The following is a 19219-nucleotide window of genomic DNA, read 5'->3' as shown; positions in this document are numbered from 1 at the left end:
GGTCAGACCGGCACGAGCTCCGCCAGGACCGCCTCGTCCAGCACGGCCGCCAGCACCGCCTCCCCTTCCTGCAGCGCCTCCTGCGCGGCGCACTCGACGAGCCGGTGGATGCGCGCCGCCAGCGCCGCGGGCCGCACCGCCATCGCCCGCGGACCGAGGTCGAGCCCGACGAGCTTGCCGTGCAGGTCGACCGTCACCACCACGTCGTCCTCCCGCGCGGAGCAGGTGATCGCGTCCAGCGCGGCACGGACGCCGAGCGGTTCGCGGTCGTCGTCCTCGGCCAGCATCTCCTCGACGGTCTGCGGTTCGTGCGTCATCGGACCATCCAGCTCTCGGGTGTCGTGGACTCGATCTCCTCGACGAGCGCGGGGTCGGCGTGGATGCCGAGCGCCTCCAGGTGCTCGCCGCCGAGAACGTGCCTGGCGCGTTCGCCGGCCCGCGCGGTCGCCGTGCGCACCAGGGTCAGGATCTCGTCGGCGAGCGCGGCGCGGCCCAGCCGCATCGACCGCTCGGTCAGCGTGATGGCGCGCAGCCCGCCGCCCACGCCGACCTCGATCGCGATGCCCGTGGCGTGGTGGGCGTGTCCGGTGGTCACGGGTGCACTCCTCCGTAGAACTTGGTGCTGCTGAGCTGGTGGGTGTTGCGGCGCACCTGGTCGCCGGAGTTGCCCTCGATCAGGGTGACCGTGTTCCCGTCGACCTTCTCGACGATGCCGATGTGCTTGCTGGTGGCGGGGCTCTGCGGCCCGGTGCCGAACAGCAGCACGTCGCCGGGCCGCACGTGCTGCTTCAGGTCGCCGTTGCCGTAGGCCTTGCCGTTTCGCTGGCCCCAGCGGTAGACGTCCCCGGTGAACGGCAGGACCGGGATGTCCACACCGGCCCTGCGCCACATCGCCGTGGCGAACGACGAGCACCAGAAGGTCGTCGGCCCGTACGGGTTGCGGTTGCTGCCCGGCGGGTTCTCCCGCGTGCCGATCTCGCCGCGGGCGGCGGACACGATCTTGCGCACCTTCGCACCGGACAGCTTCGTCGCGCCACCGCCACCGCCACCGCCGCCGCGTCGTGCCGCGCGCGGATCGGCGATGCCGTCGTCCTGGATCTCCTTGGTGAGCGCGCGCAGCTTCCGCCCGGCTTCGTCGAGCTCGGCCTTGACCTGTCGCACTGTGCGCACCGACTCCCGCGTGTACTGCGGCTCCAGGTCGGCCGCGGCGGCCACCGCCTTCATCAGCGCGGCCCGCGATCCGCTCGCGACCCCCGCGTCGAGCAGCGCGGCGGCCTTGGTGACGTACTCGTCGACCAGCCGTTGTGCCGCGGTGTGCCCGGTGAGCAGCGCGCTGCTCGCCCCTGCCACCACCTTCTCGGCCTCGGTGCCGGCCGCCGCCGTCATCCTGAGCTGCTTGCCCAGCCGGTCGGACCGCCGTTCGAACTGCTCGGAGTTCGCCCCCTGCCAGTGGCCGAGCGCGGTCCCCGCGGCCTTGCGCACGGCGTCGCGCTGGTCCTCCAGCGCACTGCCCGCCTGGTGCAGCGCGAACTGCACGCGCATCGCGTCGTCCGCCTTGCCCGCCAAGGCGTTGCGGTGCCCGACCATCCTCCTGGCGAACTGCAGCGCCATCGCTCGCGTGTCCACGTCATCCTCGCTTCAAGTCGTCGGCGATCGCGTCGTCCTGCGCCCGGTAGGCCCCCGCCATGCGCCCGGTGGAGCGCGCCAGCCGGTCGGCGTTGCGGCCGACCCCGTCGACCTGCCGGTGCAGCGCCGCGCCGAACGCCTCCAGCGCCGACGCGAACCCGGTCTCCTTGCCGATCCGCCCGAAGCTGTCGTCGGCGATCTTGCCGACCTGCCGGACGTGCCGGGTGCCGATCGCCGCGATGTCGTCGGCGATGCCCCTGCCCTGCCGCACATAGCGGTCCAGCGCCTCCGGGTCCACCGCGAACCCGCCACCGCCCCCGCCACCGTCCCTGCCCCCGCGCTCCGGCCGTGCCGGCGCCCGCCGCGGGCTGTCCTTCGCCGCCCGGCGCGCGATGTCGAGGTACTTCCGGTAGGCACCGTTGGTGTAGGTCGACCACGGCGTCCACGACTTGCCGTCACCGGAGATCGCGTTGGCCACCTTGGCATTGGTCCGCGGGTCGAACAGGTCGCGGTTCGAGTCGAGCCCGTGCTGCCGGCGCCGCTCGGGCCCCATCGCGCCCAGCATGTTGATCTGCCACAGCCCGTAGGAGTCGTCCGGCGGCCTGCTGTTGTGCGCCCGCGGGTCCCCACCGGACTCCGCGAGGGCGACGGCGATCGCGATCGTGAGGCCCTGTCCTTCGAACCCGGCGGCACGGGCGTGCTGTGCGATCTGCTCGGGGCTCAACCTGCTCATGCCGGTGAGCTTGGCCGGTGGCCGATCACCGCGACAGGGGCGTTGCGCGCTGGGACAGCTCCAGTGCACGGCTGGACCAGTGGCCGTGCACCGGAGCCGTGCGACCGCCGGTTGATCCAGATCACACAAGTCGTTGCGCCCCAACGCCTCCCTCCCGGGAACATTCGCCGGCCCCGCTTCGTCTTCCGGGTGAGTGTTGCTGCGACTGGAGAGGAGCAGGGGGAAGTGGAGCTGTTGCCGCTGCGAACCGACTTCGACGTGCGCTGGCGCGGCTACGACCAGGACCAGGTCCAGCACTACGTGCACGCGGCGGAGAGCGAGACGACAGCGCTCACCGCCGACCGCGACGCCGCCCTGGCCCAGGCCGAGTCCCTTGCCCGGCAACTGGAAGCCGCCCGCACGGAGATCGCCGAGCTGCGCGCCCGCGTCGACCGGATCTGCCGGACACCGATCGACCCCGAGGCGCTCACCGAACGCACCCGGCGCATGGTCGAGCTGGCCCACGCCGAAGCCGAGGAGATCACCACCCGCGCCCGCAGCGCCGCCGAGCAGGACTGGGCGAACGCCCACCGCGCCGCCGAACGCCTGCGCCAGCGCGCCGAGCACCTCGTGACCGACCTCGACCGGCGCCGCGCGGACGTGGAGACCGAGCACCGCGAGCTGATGACCCGCGCCCACGCACAGGTCGAGACGATGACCCGGCACGCGGAACGGCGCCGCCGCCAGCTCGACGACCAGGCCGCGCAGCTCCGCCGGCAGGTCGAGGCGGACTTCGAGCAGGCCATGACCCAGCGCCGCGCCGAACAGATGCGTGCGCTGGAGGAGCAGCAGCGCTCCGCTCAGGCCCGCGCCGAGAAGACCGTCCGCGACGCCACCGAGCACGCGCGGCGGATCGTCACCGAAGCCGAGCACCGCGTCGAGGTCCTGCGTCAGCACCGCAAGCGCATCGGCGACCAACTGCTCGCCGCACAGGCACTCCTGGCCGACATCGAGCCCGTGCTGGCGGCGTTGCCCGAGGAGAACCTGCTGAAGATGGACGTCATCCACCCCGATCGGCGCGCTCGCGAACCCGTTCACCGCTGAGCACTCCGGATCGTCGCCTCAAGCGTCGCCACGGACGGATCGGCACCTTCCTCCAACCGCTGGGGTTTCCGCGAGGAGGGCGAGGCCGGGTGGCAGCCGCTGAGCACGTCGAGATCAAGGTGGCCTGGCGACAGCGCAACGCTGGGATCTCCCACACCGAACCAGTGGTCAACAACGAGCTCTACTCATGCGCCAACCTGTTGCCGTATGTGCTTTACCTGGGCAAACGATGACAGTTCATGGTTCGGCAGACTCCGAGACCTTCACCGGAAGGAGCCTGCCGTGAAACATGTTCTCGACGCGTACTACTTCTCTCCCGAGAACCGCGGCCGGACCCCTGTGAGGGTGGACTCGGAGGCGAAGCTCGACCAGGTGCTTGCCGATGTCCTGGCCAACGAACAGCCCCACCCGACTGTCGTGTACCTGCGGGATCGCCCGAAGGTCGGTGCGCTCAAGCTCCCGGACCACCAGCTGAAGTTCGACATCGATGTGCCACACCGGGTCGCGGCCATGCACGCCATGGACCACCGAGTTTCGCGGCCGACGATGATCCGGTGTCACGGCCCGGATCAGGCCGTCCTGTCTCGTCCGAGATGAAGGACGACGAAATGTGTGCGTGGGTCACCCGCCGGACCGATGAACACCCACACGGGAATTCGGCCACCCGTCCCGATGATCGGGACATCACGCTGTACGTCGACGTGGACACGCGCACCCGGTTCCCCGCGGATGCCCTCATCCCGTTGGCAAAGCTCAGAGAGGCGCTGCTGGAGCTCGCGGAAACAGGTCAACGCCCCACCTGCGTGCACTGGCAGGAGTCGGACGTCTTCTGATCCACCCCGGGCCGGAGCTCAGAACGCGTACCGGACCCGCAGGTACGGAGCCTGCTCCGCGACCAGTGCGAGGAACGAGTCGAGCAGTTCCCGCTTGAGCCCCCGCCGGTACCGCACGTTGACCCCACCGCCCTCGCTGCGCTTGACCTCCTGCAGGTCCGGGCGCCACAGCAGGTCCTCCGCCCGCGGGTGCCAGCGCAGGTTGACCTCGTGCAGCGGCTGGTTGTGGGTGAGCATGATGACCTCGGCGGCCAGCTGCGCGCGGGTGGCGGGTGAGACCGCGTCGCCGAGCGACTGGAGCAGCTGCCGCCAGTCCTCCAGCCAGCCGTCGTGCACGACGACCGGGCTGAGGTTCACGTGCACCTCGTAGCCGGCGGCGCGGAAGTCGTCGAGGGCGGCGAGGCGGTCGGCGACGGGGGTGGTGCGGATGTCGAGCAGTTTCGCGGTGCGTTCGGGCATCAGCGAGAAGCGGACGCGGGTGCGGCCCCGCGGGTCCCAGTCCAGCAGGTCGCGGTTGACGTACTTGGTCGCGAAGGACGCCTTGGCGGTGGGCAGGCCGCGGAACAGCCGCACCAGGTCCCGCACGTTGTCGCTGACCAGTGCGTCCGCCGAGCAGTCGGAGTTCTCGCCGATGTCGTAGACCCACGCGTGGTCGTCGATCTGGCCGGGCTCGGTCAGCGGGCCCTGCCGGGCGACGTGGCGGGCCAGGTAGCCGGTGATCTGGTCGATGTTCGCGAACACCGTGATCGGGTTGGAGTAGCCCTTGCGCCGCGGCACGTAGCAGTAGGCGCAGGCCATCGCGCAGCCGTTGGCGGTGGACGGGGCGATGAAGTGCGCGGAACGGCCGTTGGGGCGCGCGCTCAGCGACTTCTTCACCCCGAGCACCAGCGCCTCGCGCTTGATCCGCACCCACCGCTGGGCGTTGGCCTCGTCGCCGTGCAGCTCGGGGATGCGCCAGTGGCTGTCGACCTCGACCCGCTGCGCGTCCGGGAACCGGTCGAGCACCTCGCGGCCGCGCGGCAGCAGCGCGGCCGCGGGCTCCACGTAGATGCGGGTCGGGTTCAGCAGCGGTGTCGAGGTGCTCACCCCTGCAGTGTCCACACGGCACCGACAAAAACCGCGCGCATGCGCGCTACCAGGGTGAACACGTGGCGCAACTCTCCTCCGGCGACCCGGTCACGTCTGCTGGATCTCGGAGATCTGCAGGTGCCGGGCGCCCTGCAGGGTCAGCGGGATGTTCAGGTAGTCGGCACCGGAGCGGGCCATCCAGATCCACCCCCGCAGCACGCTGTTCGGGTCGAAGACGTGGCAGTCGTGCCGGGTCCAGGCCAGGCTGCGGCTGAAGCCGTTGTACTCCTCGACGTCGAGCAGGTCGATCTTGAGGCTGTCGCCCTCGGTGCCGGCGACGCGGCCGGTCTCCCAGCTGACCTCGGAGAGCACGGTCGGGCAGCACTCGACGGTGACCAGGCCGAAGCGGGCGGTGTGCAGGCGTCTGCCGAACGGGGCCAGCGCCACCTTGCACGCGAAGACCAGGACGCTGGAGGCGTCGGTGTGCTCGCCGAACAGCAGGCCGGTGTGGAAGCCGGCGATGTGCACGTCGCGCAGGTAGACGACCGCGTTGTTGCCGCCGCCGGGCAGGACGACGCCGGTGGACCACGGGATCTCCGGCTCGACCACCGCGGGCAGCGGGTCCGGGGTGCACACGCGGACGCCGCGCAGGCGGACCTGCGGTGCCCACAGCAGGTTCAGGCCGGCCAGCGACGGGTTCGACGGCACCTGGACGGCGATGTTCGTGACCGCCACGGCCACGCGGTTGAAGCCGCCCCACACGTTGCCCTTCGGCGAGGCGATCACGGCCGGGGGCATGCCGGTCGCGAGGCCGTCCCAGGTGGCGGTGACCGTCGACTTCAGCATGGTGCCCGCCGCCGTCTGCCGGCCGTCCGGGATGAACTGCAGGCCCTGCTGGGTGCCGGCGCCGGCGAGCTCGACCGTGATCTGCGGGCCGGAGGTGCGTTCCGGGAACAGCAGCTGGCCGGCCGCGTGGGTGGGGCCGGGGCGAGGTCGGGCCGGTGGTGTGGCGAGCAGGTAGGTCCTGGCGTCGAACTCGACGCGTGCGTAGCCGTTCGCGCGTGCGGCGAAGGCGCAGGCCGCGTCGATCGCGCGCTGCACGGCGGCGGTGTCGTCGGTGCGGCCGTCTCCCCTGGCGCCGAAGTGCGCCACCCGGAAGACGTGCGAGCCGGTGGCGGCCTCGGCGGCGGGGGTGGTCGCGGCCAGCAGGCCCGCACCACCCGCGGTCACCACGCCGGCACGGAGGAAAAGGCGACGATTCGTGTGATCGCCCGTTTCGATCATGAATCTGATCATGATCGAAACGGGTGATCAGCGTCAATTTGCGACAGCCCCGCACGGGGAAAGCATCAACTCATCGAGTGAACGAACCCCATTCTCCGCACATTCGCCCGATCCGGTGAGCACCATTGACGGCCACCTCACGAATCGGCCCTCGCGGGCACCGGCGTCACGGCCCAGGGCGGTCTCCACCGAGCCGCCGCCGATGTCGAGCACGGCTTCCTGCGGGTCCAGCGGCAGCCGCTCGCCGGACGGAAATCCGAAGAACATTCCCGGCCGATCGAATTCGCCGCCGCGCACCGGACCGGCGCGACCGCCGGGATCGTCGCGGAGAAGGACACGACCAGGCTTCCAGTAATGTCATTCGCGTTCGCTGAGGTGAGCTTGAGCAGACAGGTGCCCACCTCCACGTGGTTTCGCCGTGCAGTGGAGGGTTCTGGATGAGTGGCACGAGTGCGCCGGCCGATGTCCTGGCCGGTCAGGACGCCGCGCGAAGAGCGGCGGAGCTGCCGGAGCTGCGGCAGCTGCTCGCCGGGCTCACCGCCGTGCGCGACGGCGACTTCGGGATCCGCCTGCCCGACGACTCCGACGGGCTGCTCGGCGAGATCGCCACCGTCTTCAACGGCATGGTCGACCAGCTGTCGCTGTTCACCTCCGAGGTCACCCGCGTCGCGCGCGAGGTCGGCACGGACGGGCGCCTCGGCGGACAGGCCGAGGTGCCGGGCGTGTCCGGCACGTGGAAGGACCTCACCGACTCGGTGAACGCCATGGCGGGCAACCTGACCAGCCAGGTCCGCGACATCGCCCAGGTCGCCACCGCGGTCGCCCGCGGCGACCTCAGCCAGAAGATCGACGTCGACGCGCGCGGCGAGATCCTGGAGCTGAAGAACACCGTCAACACGATGGTCGACCAGCTCTCCTCGTTCGCCGACGAGGTCACCCGCGTGGCCCGCGAGGTGGGCAGCGAGGGCCGGCTGGGCGGTCAGGCCGAGGTGCCCGGCGTCGGCGGCGTGTGGCTGGACCTCACGAACTCCGTGAACTTCATGGCGGGCAACCTGACCGACCAGGTCCGCAACATCGCCCAGGTGACCACCGCCGTCGCGCGCGGCGACCTCAGCCAGAAGATCACGGTCACCGCGCGCGGCGAGATCCTCGAACTGAAGAACACCATCAACACGATGGTCGACCAGCTCTCCTCCTTCGCCGACGAGGTCACCCGCGTCTCCCGCGAGGTCGGCACCGAGGGCGCCCTGGGCGGTCAGGCCGACGTGAAGGGCGTGTCCGGCACGTGGCGCGACCTCACCGACTCGGTGAACTTCATGGCGGGCAACCTGACCGCGCAGGTGCGCTCCATCGCCCAGGTCGCCACGGCGGTCGCCCGCGGCGACCTCAGCCAGAAGATCACCGTGACGGCCCGCGGCGAGATCCTGGAGCTCAAGGACACCATCAACACGATGGTCGACCAGCTCTCCTCCTTCGCCGACGAGGTCACCCGCGTCTCCCGCGAGGTCGGCACGGACGGGCGCCTCGGCGGCCAGGCGGACGTGAAGGGCGTGTCCGGCACGTGGAAGGACCTCACCGAGTCCGTCAACGTCATGGCGGACAACCTCACCGCGCAGGTGCGCTCCATCGCGCAGGTGACGACGGCGGTGGCGCGCGGTGACCTGAGCCAGAAGATCCGCGTGGACGCGCGCGGCGAGATCCTGGAGCTGAAGGAGACCATCAACACGATGGTCGACCAGCTGTCCGGCTTCGCCGACGAGGTCACCCGCGTGTCCCGCGAGGTCGGCACCGAGGGCAACCTCGGCGGCCAGGCGACCGTGCGCGGTGTCTCCGGCACGTGGAAGCACCTGACGGACAACGTGAACGTCATGGCCTCCAACCTCACCAACCAGGTGCGGTCGATCGCCCAGGTCGCCACGGCGGTGGCCCGCGGCGACCTGTCCCAGAAGATCACCGTCGAGGCCAAGGGCGAGGTCGCCGCGCTGGCCGGCGTGATCAACACGATGGTCGACACGCTGTCCGCGTTCGCCGACGAGGTCACCCGCGTGGCCCGCGAGGTCGGCACCGAGGGCATGCTCGGCGGTCAGGCACGGGTGCCGAACGTGGCGGGCACCTGGAAGGACCTGACCGACAACGTCAACTTCATGGCGAACAACCTGACCAACCAGGTCCGCAACATCGCCCAGGTCACCACCGCCGTCGCGCAGGGCGACCTGACCAAGAAGATCGACGTCGACGCCCGCGGCGAGATCCTGGAGCTCAAGACCACGATCAACACGATGGTCGACCAGCTCAGTTCCTTCGCCGCCGAGGTCACCCGCGTGGCCCGCGAGGTCGGCAGCGAGGGCCGGTTGGGTGGTCAGGCCGAGGTCGAGGGCGTGTCCGGCACGTGGAAGCGGCTCACCGAGAACGTCAACGAGCTGGCCGGGAACCTGACCCGCCAGGTGCGCGCGATCGCCGAGGTGACGAGCGCGGTCGCCGAGGGCGACCTGACCCGGTCGATCACCGTCGAGGCCTCCGGTGAGGTCGCCGAGCTCAAGGACAACATCAACTCGATGGTGGAGTCGTTGCGCGACTCCACGAAGGCCAACGAGGACCAGGACTGGCTGAAGTCCAACCTGGCCCGCATCTCCGGGCTCATGCAGGGCCGCAGGGACCTCGCCGTCGTCGCCGAGCTGATCATGGACGAGCTGACGCCGCTGGTGTCGGCCCAGTTCGGCGCGTTCTACCTGGCCGACGACACCGAGGACCGCCAGGAGCTGCGGCTGATCAGCTCCTACGGCCACCCCGACGACGGTTCGCGGACCACCCGGTTCCGGTTCGGGCAGTCGCTCGTCGGGCAGGCCGCGCGCAGCCGCCGCACGATCGCCGTGGACGAGATGCCGGCCGACTACGTCGCCATCACCTCCGGTCTCGGCCGCACCGCACCGGTCAACCTGCTGGTGCTGCCGATCGTCGTGGAGGACCAGGTCCTCGGCGTCATCGAGGTCGCGTCGGTGCACCGCTTCACCGACATCCACCGCGACTTCCTCGACCAGCTGATGGAGGCCATCGGCGTCAACGTCAACACCATCATCGCCAACGCCCGCACCGACGAGCTGCTCACCGAGTCCCAGCGGCTCGCGGAGGAGCTGCAGTCGCGCTCCGGTGAGCTGCAGGCCCGCCAGGAGGAGCTGCAGCGCTCCAACAAGGAGCTGGAGGAGAAGGCGGAGCTGCTCGCGATCCAGAACAGCGACATCGAGACGAAGAACCTGGAGATCGAGCAGGCGCGGCAGCAGCTGGAGGTCCGCGCGCAGGAGCTGACGCTCGCCTCGAAGTACAAGTCGGAGTTCCTGGCCAACATGAGCCACGAGCTGCGCACCCCGCTCAACAGCCTGCTGATCCTCGCGCAGCTGCTGGCCCAGAACCCCAGCCGCAACCTCACCCCGAAGCAGGTCGAGTACGCGGGCATCATCCACTCCGCCGGCTCCGACCTGCTGGGGTTGATCAACGACATCCTCGACCTGTCCAAGATCGAGGCCGGCAAGATGGACATCACGCCGGAACGCGTGTCGCTGCGGCGGCTGCTGGACTACGTCGAGGTCACGTTCCGCCCGCTCACCTCGCAGAAGGGGCTGAGCTTCCAGCTGAGCACCTCGCCGGGCACGCCGCCGGAGCTCGTCACCGACGACACCCGCCTGCAGCAGGTGCTGCGCAACCTGCTGTCCAACGCGGTCAAGTTCACCGAGACCGGCGGTGTCGAGCTGCGCATCGGGCTCGCCGACCAGGACGAGCTGCCGCACGCGGTCCGCGCGCACGGCCAGGCCATCCGGTTCCAGGTCAGCGACACCGGCATCGGCATCGCCGAGCACCAGCTTGAGTCGATCTTCGGTGCGTTCCAGCAGGCCGACGGCACCACCAGCCGCAAGTACGGCGGCACCGGGCTGGGCCTGTCGATCAGCCGCGAGATCGCCTACCTGCTCGGCGGGTCGATCACCGCGGAGAGCACCCTGGGCAGGGGCAGCACCTTCACCCTGTACCTGCCGGTGCACAGCAGCGAGTTCGCCGAGCCCGTGCAGGAGGCGGCGACGGCGGCGGCCGAACCCGCTGTCGCGGCGGAGGAACCCGCACCGGCCGCCACGCACCAGCGGCGGCTGCTGGTCGTGGAGGAACGGCCGCAGGGCCTGCTCTCCCTGGTCGCGCAGAGCGCGGTGACCGACCTGTCGGCGAGCAACGACCCGCGCGGGCCGGTGGAGGTGGTCACCGCCGTCGGCCGCGAGGAGGCGGCGGCCGCGCTCGCGACCGAGCCGTGCCACTGCGTCGTGCTGGAGCTGGACATGCCCGACGGTGCCGCGCTGCGGTTCCTGGAGGCGCTCGACGGTGACACCGCCACCCGCACGATTCCCGTGCTGGCGCACAACAACCGCAGGCTGCCGGCGCAGTACGAGCAGCAGCTGCAGACGCGCAGCAGCACCCGCCCGCTCGAGCTGCTGTCCAGCCTGGACGAGCTGCGGGAGCGGATCGCGTTGCACCTCAACGCGGACGGCCCCGAGGACGTGCTGCCCCTCGTGCGTCCCGAGCAGCCGCGGCCGCCGGCCGCGCACCGGGTGAACGGGCAGCTGGCCGGTCGCACGGTGCTGATCGTCGACGACGACGCCCGCAACCTGTTCGCGCTCAGCAGCATCCTGGAGCTGCACGACGTGCGGGTGCTGCACGCGGAGAACGGCAGGGAGGGCATCGAGGCGCTGGTCAGCCACCCGGAGATCGACCTGATCCTGATGGACGTGATGATGCCGGAGATGGACGGCTACGCCGCCACCGCCGCGATCCGCTCCATGCCCGACCACGCGGAGGTCCCGATCATCGCCGTCACGGCGAAGGCGATGCCGGGCGACCGGGACAAGAGCATCTCGGCGGGCGCCAACGACTACGTCACCAAACCGGTCGACGCCGACGACCTGGTGGCCTGCGTGCACCGGTGGATGCGCACCCGGTGACCGCCGACGAGGCCGGTGTCGGCCGGCTCGCGGGCACCGTCGCCCGCCTGCACCGGGAGATCGAGCAGGCACGGGCGGCAGCGGACGGCCGGGCGCTGGTGGAGCTCGCCAAGGGCGTGCTCGTCGAACGCCTGCGCTGCGGTCCCGCGCAGGCGGCCGAGCAGCTCGCCCTGCTCGCGGACCGGGCGGGCACCACCCAGCTGCAGCTCGCCGTGGAGATCATCAACGAGGTCTCCGGCGACGAGCTCACCGCGGTCCCCGCCGCGGCCGGCGACCACACCGCCACGACGGCGATCCGGTTGCGGACAGCGGAAAGCGGCGCTCTGCACGCCGACGACACGCAGTCGGTGGCCCAGTCGCTCTTCGACCACGCGCTGGCCCCGCTGGGCGCGAGCGCCGTGGCGATCTGGCTGGCCGGTGCGGACGCCTCGCTCACCCTCGCCGGACACGCCGGGTTCGGCACCGGTGAGGCACACCGCTGGCGCTACGTCCCTCCCGGCGTGCCGACACCCGCACGCCGGGCGCTCCTGGAGCGGGAGGCGGTGTGGATCGGCGACCTGGGCGCGTCGGGGCTGCCGTCGATCGGTGCCGGCCTGCTCGGCCGCGTCACCGTCCCGGCCGGCACCGGCGGCCGCATCACCGGCGTGCTGGAGATCTGCTGGCCCACCGGGCTCGCACCGCAGCCGTTGAGCGTGCACAAGCAGGTGGAGGCGCTGGCGGAGCTGTGCGCCGCCACCCTGGACAGCACCGCGGTCGTGCGCGTGGCCGACCACGCGGCGCCCGCGCCGGCGGAGCTGGTGGACCTCGCCGACGGGCTGCTCGACCCGGCGTTCGTGCTGGGCCCCGAGGTCTCGCCGGAGGGCACGATCACCGACTTCCGCATCCACCACGTCAACAGCCGGTTCGTGGACCTCGCCGGACGGCCGCGGGCCGCGGTGGCGGGCCGGTCGTTGCTGGAGGCCTACCCGCTGGCCGCGACCGAGGGCGGCCTGTTCGACAAGGTCGAGCACGTGCACGCCACCGGTGAGCCGTTCCGCGCAGAGCACATGAACCTCGCCGCGCTGATCGACGAGGTGCCGCTGACGGTGACCGCCGGGGTGAGCATCACCCGGCACGGGGTGCTGGTGCTGGTCGTGTGGCGGGTGCAGGACGAGACGACCCGCCTGGCGAACCTGCTGCAGCACGCCCAGCGCCTCGGCCGGGTCGGCGGCTTCGAGGAGGACCGGCTCACCGGCGCGATCGTGTGGAACAGCCAGCTGCACTCGCTCTACGGACACGCCCCCGGCGCCGATCCCGTGCCGCTGGCGCAGATCGCGGCGCACGCCCACCCGGACGACGTGCCGGCGCTCAACGGGTTCGTGCAGACCGTGCTGCACGACCACCGGCAAGCGTCCGCGGCGTTCCGCCTGCAGCGCACCGGCGGTGTCACCCGACACGTCCGCGTGATCGCCGAGCCCGTGCTCGACCCGCACGGCACGCTGCTCGCCGTCCGCGGCGCCTACCAGGACGTGTCCTCCCAGCACTGGACCGAGGTGGCGCTGTCGGCCACGCAGGACCAGCTGGCGATCACCGCGCAGGAGGCCGCGGAGCGCAACAGGCTGACGCTGCAGCTCCAGCAGGTGATCATGCCGCCGACGCACCCCACGCTGGAGGCGTTCGGACTGCGGGTCGCGGTGCGTTACCGGCCCGCCGCGCAGGAAGAGCTGGTCGGCGGCGACTGGTACGACGCCGTCGTGCTGCCGTCCAAGCAGATCCTGGTGTCGGTCGGCGACATCACCGGTCACGGCATCAAGGGCGCGACCGGGATGGTGGTGCTGCGCAACGCGTTGCGCGGGCTGGCCGCCACCGGCGCGGGACCGGGCCAGCTGCTCACCTGGCTGAACCTCGTGGCCCACCACCTCGCCGACAACATCTTCGCCACCGCGATCTGCGGCGTGTACGACCCGTTGACCCGCGTGCTGCGCTGGGCCCGCGCCGGTCACCTGCCGCCGGTGCTGATCAGGGACGGGGAGGGCGAGCTGCTGCCGATGCTGCCCGGCACGATGCTCGGTGCCCTGTCCGAGGCGACCTACGTGGAGGGCGAGGTCGTGCTCGAACCCCGTGACACGCTGCTGCTCTACACCGACGGCCTGGTCGAGCGCAGGGACCTGCCGCTGGACGAGTGCCTGGAGCAGCTGTGCGCCGCCGTGCGGGAACCGCGGGCCGACCTGGACGACCTGCTGGACCACCTGCTGACCCAGAGCCGGTCCGACACCGACGACGACACGTGCGTCGTCGGTGTCCAGCTGCCGTGACGAGGAGGTGCCGACCGTGTCGCTCAGCCACCCCGGCCACCAGGCCTTCTTCCGCAGCTTCGACCTGGAGGACTACCACGACGACGTCGCCGGAATCCGGGCCCGGGCGCGGCTCGCGCTCACCGGGTTCGGCGGCGACGACGTCGGGGACGTGCTGCTCGTGCTCAGCGAGCTGGTGTGCAACGCCTTCGACCACGGCCGGGGCCCGCGCCGGTTGCGCCTGCACGTGGCGCCGGACCCGTGCGTGGTGCGCTGCGAGGTCGACGACACCGCGCCTGAGCTGCCCGTTCTCGGCCGGTCGCGGCTCGGCGGCTGCCGCGGCCGCGGGATCGTGATGGTCGACCGGCTGGCCACGTCCTGGGGCACGAGCCCCGGTGACGGCTGCAAGACGGTGTGGGCGGAGCTGCGGTGTGAGCTGGGTCCGTCCTGACGGTGCCGGGTTTCGCCGCCCCCGGCCGAGGTACTCCAGTCGTGCAATGCCAACAAGGAGGAGGCCACGAAGTGGCTGCCGAGAGCTCTGTTGACGGATGGCACACGCTGGAGCTCGTCAGCGCCGTACCGGACACGGCGAAGATCCGCAGGTGGACCAGGTCGATCCTGGGCGACCTGGGCGAGGACGACCTCCTCGACGTGCTGATGGTGATCACCGAGCTTGCCGCCAACGTCTTCGACCACGCACGTCTGCCCGCCCGCCTGCGGTTGCGGCGGTCGGACGAGCCGTGCGTCGTCAACGTCGTGGCTGAGGACGCCTCGCCTGACTCGCCTCTGCTGCGGCCGTCCACGCCCGACTCGGTGCGCGGCCGCGGCATGGTGATCGTGAACCGGCTGGCCGAGCGCTGGGGCGTGGTGCACCGCACCGTCGGCAAGGCCGTGTGGGCGGTCATCCCCTGCGCGCCGGCGCGGTGATCAGCTGACCAACCGCAGGTCGCGCTGGTCCAGCAGCCGTTCCAGCGCACGCCGGCTGCGGCTCACCGGTTCGTCGATCAGCAGGCGTTCCGCACCGTAGGCGCGCACCAGCGGGTGCAGCTCGTAGAGCCCGTACCCCTTCTGCTCCACCAGGTGCGCCTCGATCAACGCGTCGAGCAGGCCGCGCGTCGGCCGCCCGCTCAGGTCCGCCAGCGCCGCCACCGCGTGCACGTCGAAGGTCGTGCAGGGGTGCAACGTCAGCAGGCGCAGCAACCGGCGCGCGTCCGGGGGCAACGCGCGGTCGGAGAGCGCCAGCGTCGCCCGCAGGCCGCCTTCGAGGGCCAGCGCGGTGAGCGGTTCCAGGTAGTCGGTCAGCGTCCAGCCGGGGTGCTCGTGCAGGTGGCGGCCGATGACCGACACGGCGAGCGGGTGGCAGCCGAGGAGCTCGACGATCGAGCCGACCGGGCCGGCGTCCGCGGTGCGCGGCGCTGCGCTGAGGCGCAGCAGTTCCAGCGCCTCCCCGGCGGTGAGCGGGGGCAGCGTGGTGGAGCCGAGGCCGGGTAGAGCGGTGCGGCTCGTGATGAGCGCGTGGCAGCCGGGTGGGGGCAGCAGCGGCCGCACCTGGGCCGCGTCGGCCGCGTTGTCGAGCACGACGAGCGCGGAGGTCTCCGCGACCTTGGTGCGGTACAACCGGATCCGGTCGTCGAGGCCGGGTGGGATCAGATCGCCCGGTACGCCGAGCACCCGCAGGAACGACTCCAGTGCGGCGGCGACGGCCACGGGCGGGCGCACGGGGTCAAGCCCGCACAGGTCCAGGAACAGCACCGGGCCGCGGACCAGACCGCGGCGAGCCCACGAGTGTCCCAGGTGGACGGCCAGCGCCGTCTTCCCGATGCCCGGCATCCCGGCGAGCGCCACGACACCGCCGGAGGCGAACCGCTGGAGCAGGTCCCGCCTGCCGACGAACGCGGGAAGGTCCTCCGGCAGCTCGGTGCGCACGCGGGCACAGCCGGTCGCGTCGGTCTCCCCCAGCACCCGGCGCAGCGCCTGCCGCCACTGCCCCAGCAGCGCGACGTCGCCGTCGACGAGCACCTCCACGACGGCAAGAACCAGGTCGACGTTCGGCCGCCGCCGCCCGGTCTGGAAGCAGTTGCCGACGGTCGAGCGGGCGGGCCACTCGCTGCGCGGGCGACCGGCCCTGTGCCACGACGCGTGGATGCGCCGGGTGATCTCGGTGATCGACGGACTGCCCGCGTCGACCTTCAACCCGCGCAGCTGCACGACGTACTCGTCGAGCGTGCGCGGTCTGCTCGGAGTGAACACCGAACGCCCCCTCAGCGAACTTGGAACACTCGTTTCAAGATAGTCGGGCTGTCAAGCACCTCCCGTGCACCGCACTCGGGAGCCAAGGGCTGGACCTTGGAGGGATCAGGGAGCTCCTGGACGACATCAAGGAGGTCGCCGTCCAGCAGGGGTTCACACGAGAGCGCTGAGCGCGGCCTTCACGGTCGCGTTCAGCGCTTTCCGGTCGGCACCGGCACGAGAACGCAGGTTCACCCCGTAGGCGAGCATGGCGAGCATGTCCGCCGCCTGCGCGGGAGCGAGCCGCAGCCCCGGCTCCCGTTCGAGCGCCGCGCGCAGCGCCTTGCTGAGCTGGTCGTGGTGCTCGTGCAGCACCGCACTGATCTCCGGGTCGTCGTTCTCGCCGTTGGCGTGCGCGTTCGCCACCATGCACCCCCACCGGGCGTGCGGACCCGTGCACCGGACCTGGACGAGCCGGGCGAAGAACACCTCGACCGCCGCGAGCCCTGCCTCCTCGCCGGCCAGCTGGTCGAAGACCGGCTGGGACCGCTCGCGGACGTACCGGCGCAGCGCCGCCAGGTAGAGGTCGTGCTTGCCGCCGAACGTCGAGTACAGGCTCGACCGGTTCAGGCCGGTGGCGGTCACGATGTCCTGGATGCCGGTCGACGCGGCACCTCGCTTCCAGAACAACGCCATGACCTCGTCGAGCACGGCGTCCGGGTCGAAGTGCTTCACGTCGGGCATCGTTGCCACCTCAGGACTAACTTGAACCAACCGTTCCAAGTTAGTCCTGCCGGCGGGCCCGCGCAACCGCCGTCCAGAGTCGTCCACGAACCCCGGCGCGCGACCGGTCCCGGCAGAGCATCGAACCATGATTCCTCAGCTCTGGACCTCGGCCTACGGTCGCCGAGGCAACGCCCTGACCAGGTTCGCCGCGCGGCTCGCGGTGCGCACGACCGAGTTGCTGCGCGCTCTGGCCCGCTACGACCGCGACACGTTCATGTCGCTGTAGGAGGCCGGTCAGCGTCCGAGGGGCTTGCGGAGCTCGGTCGCCTTCGCGGGCCCGTACATCGCGACCAGCGTCTGGTCGAGCAACTGCTCCGGGGTCAGGTTCCGCTGCTTCGCCACCTCGGCCAGCCCGGTGTCGGCCAGGTCCAGCAACGGGCGCAGGTCGATCTTCCAAGCCCCGTCCTCGCGCGCGAACTCGAACCGGTACGGCGCCTGCTGCCCGCGGGCGATCACCTCGGTCGACGCCTTGTCGCCGTCGACCTCGACCTCGCCGACGGCGAGGTTGGACACGCCCTGCTCCCCGACCAGCCCCCGGTCGACCGCCGCCTTCACCACGTCCTTCGACGACGCGGTACGCAGGACCGCGGGGTCCAGCGCGCCCCGCATCACGTAGACCGCGAGGCGCACGCTGAGCAGCGAGGTGGCGAGCTGCTGCTCGGTGGCGGTGAGCGCCAGCGTCCGGTAGTTCTCGTAGACGTCGAAGATCGGGCCGGCCAGCACCGACACCGCCGCGGCGCCGTCCTTGGCGAGCACGGCCTTCTGGTAGGTCTCGAAGGCGGCGCGGACCGCCGCCGACTCGTCGGCGGAGGGCCGGGTGCTGGTCGAGCCGGACGCCGCGGTGGGGGCAGTGGCCGGTGCTGGGGTGCCGCAGGCGGCCACGAGCAGGCACAGCGCGGCCAGCAGGAAACGCTTCACCCGAAGAGCCTAGTCGGTCAGCGGTGCACGTAGGCCGCCAGCCCGCCGAGCTCCTCGCTCGCGATGAACACCGACCGCACGTTGATCAGCGCCTCCTCGACGTGCGCGGCGCAGCCCCAGGCCGCGTCGCCCCACGAGTCGGCGACCTTGATCTCGGCCGGCGCGCCGCACCCGGCGGTGCCGCCGAGCTGGCACTGCTCCGGGCGCGGCGTGCGGGCCTGGTTCTCGGCGGCGGCGCGCATCCTGGCGTTCAGCTCCGCGGCGGCAGCGGCCCGCCGTTCGGCGTCGGCACGCAGCTCGCGTTCCGCCTCGACGGCCTTCGCCAGGTCCTCCAGTGCCGCTTCCGCGCGGGCCTCTGCGGCGCGTTTGGCCTGGTCGTCGTGGTGGCGTTCGATGGCGAGGGCCGCGGTGCCGGTGAAGACCTGGATGAGGGCGAGGTCGGTGTCCTGCGGCACCCTGGGCGTGCGGTGGTACAGGGCGAAGGTGCCCAGCAGGCCGCCGTCGCGGGCCAGGATCGGCGTCGACCAGCAGGCCCCCAGCCCGGCGCGCTCGGCCAGGTGGCGGAAGTCGTCCCAGAACGGGTCGGTGGCGATGTCGGCGACCACGACCGGTTCCCGCCGGTGGGCCGCGGTGCCGCAGGAACCGACGCCCTCACCGGTGGCGATGCCGTCGATGGCCTCGTTGTAGAAGCCGGGCAGGCTGGGCGCGGCACCGTGCCGCAGGTGCAGGCCGTCGGGATCGGCCAGCAGGACGGACACGAACAGCTCCTGCGGCACCAGCTCCTCGATGGAGCGGGCCATCCCGTCGAGCACCTCGGTCAGCGGCGCCTGCCGGGCGATCTGCTCCAGCAGGGCGCGGTGCTCGGCCATCAACCGCTGGGCGTGCTTGACCTGCGTGGTCTCCACCCCGATGACCCGCACGCCGACCACCTCGCCGGACCGGTCGCGGCGCGCCTCGCAGGTGACGTCGAAGAACGCCTCCCGCGCGTCCGGGCCGTCACCCAGCACGACCCGCACGTCACGACCGGTGCGCGCCTCGCCGGTGCGGTGGACCTCGTCCAGCAGCGCGCGCAGCCCCTGCTCGGCCGGCTCGGGCAGCACGTCCGCCAGCGGCTGCCCCGGACGGGCCCTGCCCTGGCCGATGGACGCCGTGAACGCGGGGTTCGCCGTCCCCAGCACGTGCTCCGGTCCCGAGAACGACGCGAAGATCGCCGTCGACTGCCCGAACAACGCGCGCAGGTCTTCCTCCGCGCCACCGCCACCCGCCGTCACCCGCGACACCTCGACCTGGTCCCGACCGTCCAAAGCGCTCACGCCCGCATTCCCACCCTCATGCGTCGCAGGCACGCTGCTGGACCTCGGACGCTGTTCCACTGTTACCGCACTCCTGTGAGCGGTGCGATCGTACGCA

The 19219-nt window shown here is 71.6% G+C and carries 20 protein-coding genes; 9 read left to right on the top strand and 11 right to left on the bottom strand.

Going from position 1 to position 19219, the window contains the following annotated elements:
* Positions 1-2: 2 nt before the first annotated feature.
* From ACZ7CH_RS27110 to ACZ7CH_RS27095, 4 genes are read right to left on the bottom strand one after another with little or no spacing between them, the layout of a single operon-like run.
* The gene (locus tag ACZ7CH_RS27110; RefSeq protein WP_360400389.1) at positions 3-317 is read right to left on the bottom strand and encodes a hypothetical protein; all 315 of its coding nucleotides are present in this window, start codon (positions 315-317) and stop codon (positions 3-5) included.
* The gene (locus ACZ7CH_RS27105; protein WP_360400392.1) at positions 314-595 is read right to left on the bottom strand and encodes a YbaB/EbfC family DNA-binding protein; all 282 of its coding nucleotides are present in this window, start codon (positions 593-595) and stop codon (positions 314-316) included. Before ACZ7CH_RS27105 ends, ACZ7CH_RS27110 begins: the two co-directional genes overlap by 4 nt.
* The gene (locus tag ACZ7CH_RS27100; RefSeq protein WP_360400395.1) at positions 592-1626 is read right to left on the bottom strand and encodes a CHAP domain-containing protein; all 1035 of its coding nucleotides are present in this window, start codon (positions 1624-1626) and stop codon (positions 592-594) included. Before ACZ7CH_RS27100 ends, ACZ7CH_RS27105 begins: the two co-directional genes overlap by 4 nt.
* A gap of 1 nt (position 1627) precedes the next feature.
* On the bottom strand, positions 1628-2359 hold the full coding sequence (locus tag ACZ7CH_RS27095) for a transglycosylase SLT domain-containing protein (protein WP_470375227.1): 732 nt from the start codon (positions 2357-2359) through the stop codon (positions 1628-1630).
* Positions 2360-2584: 225 nt separating this feature from the next.
* Here ACZ7CH_RS27095 and ACZ7CH_RS27090 point away from each other — a divergent pair, with 225 nt between their 5' ends.
* The 4 genes from ACZ7CH_RS27090 (at position 2585) to ACZ7CH_RS27075 (ending at position 4275) form a co-directional block, all read left to right on the top strand.
* Positions 2585-3442 (top strand): coiled-coil domain-containing protein, encoded by an 858-nt coding sequence (locus tag ACZ7CH_RS27090; RefSeq protein ID WP_360400401.1) that lies wholly within the window; start codon positions 2585-2587, stop codon positions 3440-3442.
* A gap of 89 nt (positions 3443-3531) precedes the next feature.
* The gene (locus ACZ7CH_RS27085; protein WP_360400404.1) at positions 3532-3675 is read left to right on the top strand and encodes a hypothetical protein; all 144 of its coding nucleotides are present in this window, start codon (positions 3532-3534) and stop codon (positions 3673-3675) included.
* A gap of 49 nt (positions 3676-3724) precedes the next feature.
* Positions 3725-4039, top strand: a complete 315-nt coding sequence (locus ACZ7CH_RS27080) for a hypothetical protein (protein ID WP_458432873.1) — start codon at positions 3725-3727, stop codon at positions 4037-4039.
* Positions 4036-4275 (top strand): Imm1 family immunity protein, encoded by a 240-nt coding sequence (locus ACZ7CH_RS27075; RefSeq protein WP_470375226.1) that lies wholly within the window; start codon positions 4036-4038, stop codon positions 4273-4275. The genes ACZ7CH_RS27080 and ACZ7CH_RS27075 overlap by 4 nt, the downstream gene beginning before the upstream one ends.
* Before the next feature lie 18 nt (positions 4276-4293).
* Here the strand turns inward: ACZ7CH_RS27075 and ACZ7CH_RS27070 are convergent, their stop codons facing one another.
* The 3 genes from ACZ7CH_RS27070 to ACZ7CH_RS27060 all read right to left on the bottom strand — a co-directional run bounded on the left by ACZ7CH_RS27070 (position 4294) and on the right by ACZ7CH_RS27060 (position 6924).
* Complete coding sequence (locus ACZ7CH_RS27070) at positions 4294-5361, bottom strand: spore photoproduct lyase family protein (protein WP_458432874.1); 1068 nt, start codon at positions 5359-5361, stop codon at positions 4294-4296.
* A 90-nt stretch (positions 5362-5451) separates the two neighbouring features.
* Complete coding sequence (locus ACZ7CH_RS27065) at positions 5452-6576, bottom strand: hypothetical protein (protein WP_360400416.1); 1125 nt, start codon at positions 6574-6576, stop codon at positions 5452-5454.
* Positions 6577-6660: 84 nt separating this feature from the next.
* Positions 6661-6924 carry a hypothetical protein gene (locus tag ACZ7CH_RS27060; RefSeq protein ID WP_470375225.1) on the bottom strand — a complete coding sequence of 88 codons (264 nt, stop codon included), beginning with the start codon at positions 6922-6924 and terminating at the stop codon, positions 6661-6663.
* Between the two features lie 140 nt (positions 6925-7064).
* On the opposite strand from ACZ7CH_RS27060, the gene ACZ7CH_RS27055 reads away from it, so the two are divergent.
* The 4 genes from ACZ7CH_RS27055 to ACZ7CH_RS27040 all read left to right on the top strand — a co-directional run bounded on the left by ACZ7CH_RS27055 (position 7065) and on the right by ACZ7CH_RS27040 (position 14803).
* A complete protein-coding gene (locus ACZ7CH_RS27055) occupies positions 7065-11603 on the top strand; it encodes a HAMP domain-containing protein (protein WP_360400422.1) in 4539 nt (1512 codons plus the stop codon).
* Positions 11585-13897 (top strand): SpoIIE family protein phosphatase, encoded by a 2313-nt coding sequence (locus tag ACZ7CH_RS27050; RefSeq protein WP_470375224.1) that lies wholly within the window; start codon positions 11585-11587, stop codon positions 13895-13897. Before ACZ7CH_RS27055 ends, ACZ7CH_RS27050 begins: the two co-directional genes overlap by 19 nt.
* Positions 13881-14327: an ATP-binding protein gene (locus ACZ7CH_RS27045; protein ID WP_470375223.1), complete on the top strand. Its 447-nt coding sequence runs from the start codon at positions 13881-13883 to the stop codon at positions 14325-14327. Before ACZ7CH_RS27050 ends, ACZ7CH_RS27045 begins: the two co-directional genes overlap by 17 nt.
* A gap of 71 nt (positions 14328-14398) precedes the next feature.
* Positions 14399-14803 carry an ATP-binding protein gene (locus ACZ7CH_RS27040; RefSeq protein ID WP_458432880.1) on the top strand — a complete coding sequence of 135 codons (405 nt, stop codon included), beginning with the start codon at positions 14399-14401 and terminating at the stop codon, positions 14801-14803.
* Here the strand turns inward: ACZ7CH_RS27040 and ACZ7CH_RS27035 are convergent, their stop codons facing one another.
* Positions 14804-16126: a hypothetical protein gene (locus ACZ7CH_RS27035; protein WP_470375222.1), complete on the bottom strand. Its 1323-nt coding sequence runs from the start codon at positions 16124-16126 to the stop codon at positions 14804-14806. It abuts the gene before it with no gap.
* Positions 16127-16279: 153 nt separating this feature from the next.
* Entirely contained in the window at positions 16280-16849 is a 570-nt protein-coding gene (locus tag ACZ7CH_RS27030) for a TetR/AcrR family transcriptional regulator (RefSeq protein ID WP_458432888.1), read from the bottom strand.
* A 127-nt stretch (positions 16850-16976) separates the two neighbouring features.
* Between ACZ7CH_RS27030 and ACZ7CH_RS27025 the strand changes: the two genes are divergently transcribed.
* The gene (locus tag ACZ7CH_RS27025) at positions 16977-17117 is read left to right on the top strand and encodes a hypothetical protein (RefSeq protein WP_470375221.1); all 141 of its coding nucleotides are present in this window, start codon (positions 16977-16979) and stop codon (positions 17115-17117) included.
* Positions 17118-17125: 8 nt separating this feature from the next.
* On the opposite strand, the gene ACZ7CH_RS27020 is transcribed toward ACZ7CH_RS27025, so the two are convergent.
* Entirely contained in the window at positions 17126-17809 is a 684-nt protein-coding gene (locus tag ACZ7CH_RS27020; RefSeq protein ID WP_360400443.1) for a hypothetical protein, read from the bottom strand.
* Between the two features lie 17 nt (positions 17810-17826).
* On the bottom strand, positions 17827-19122 hold the full coding sequence (locus ACZ7CH_RS27015; protein WP_470375220.1) for a GAF domain-containing protein: 1296 nt from the start codon (positions 19120-19122) through the stop codon (positions 17827-17829).
* Positions 19123-19219: the final 97 nt, after the last annotated feature.

The sequence above is a fragment of the Lentzea sp. NPDC037011 genome (assembly GCF_055607425.1).
This window is presented reverse-complemented; position numbering and strand designations above follow the sequence as displayed.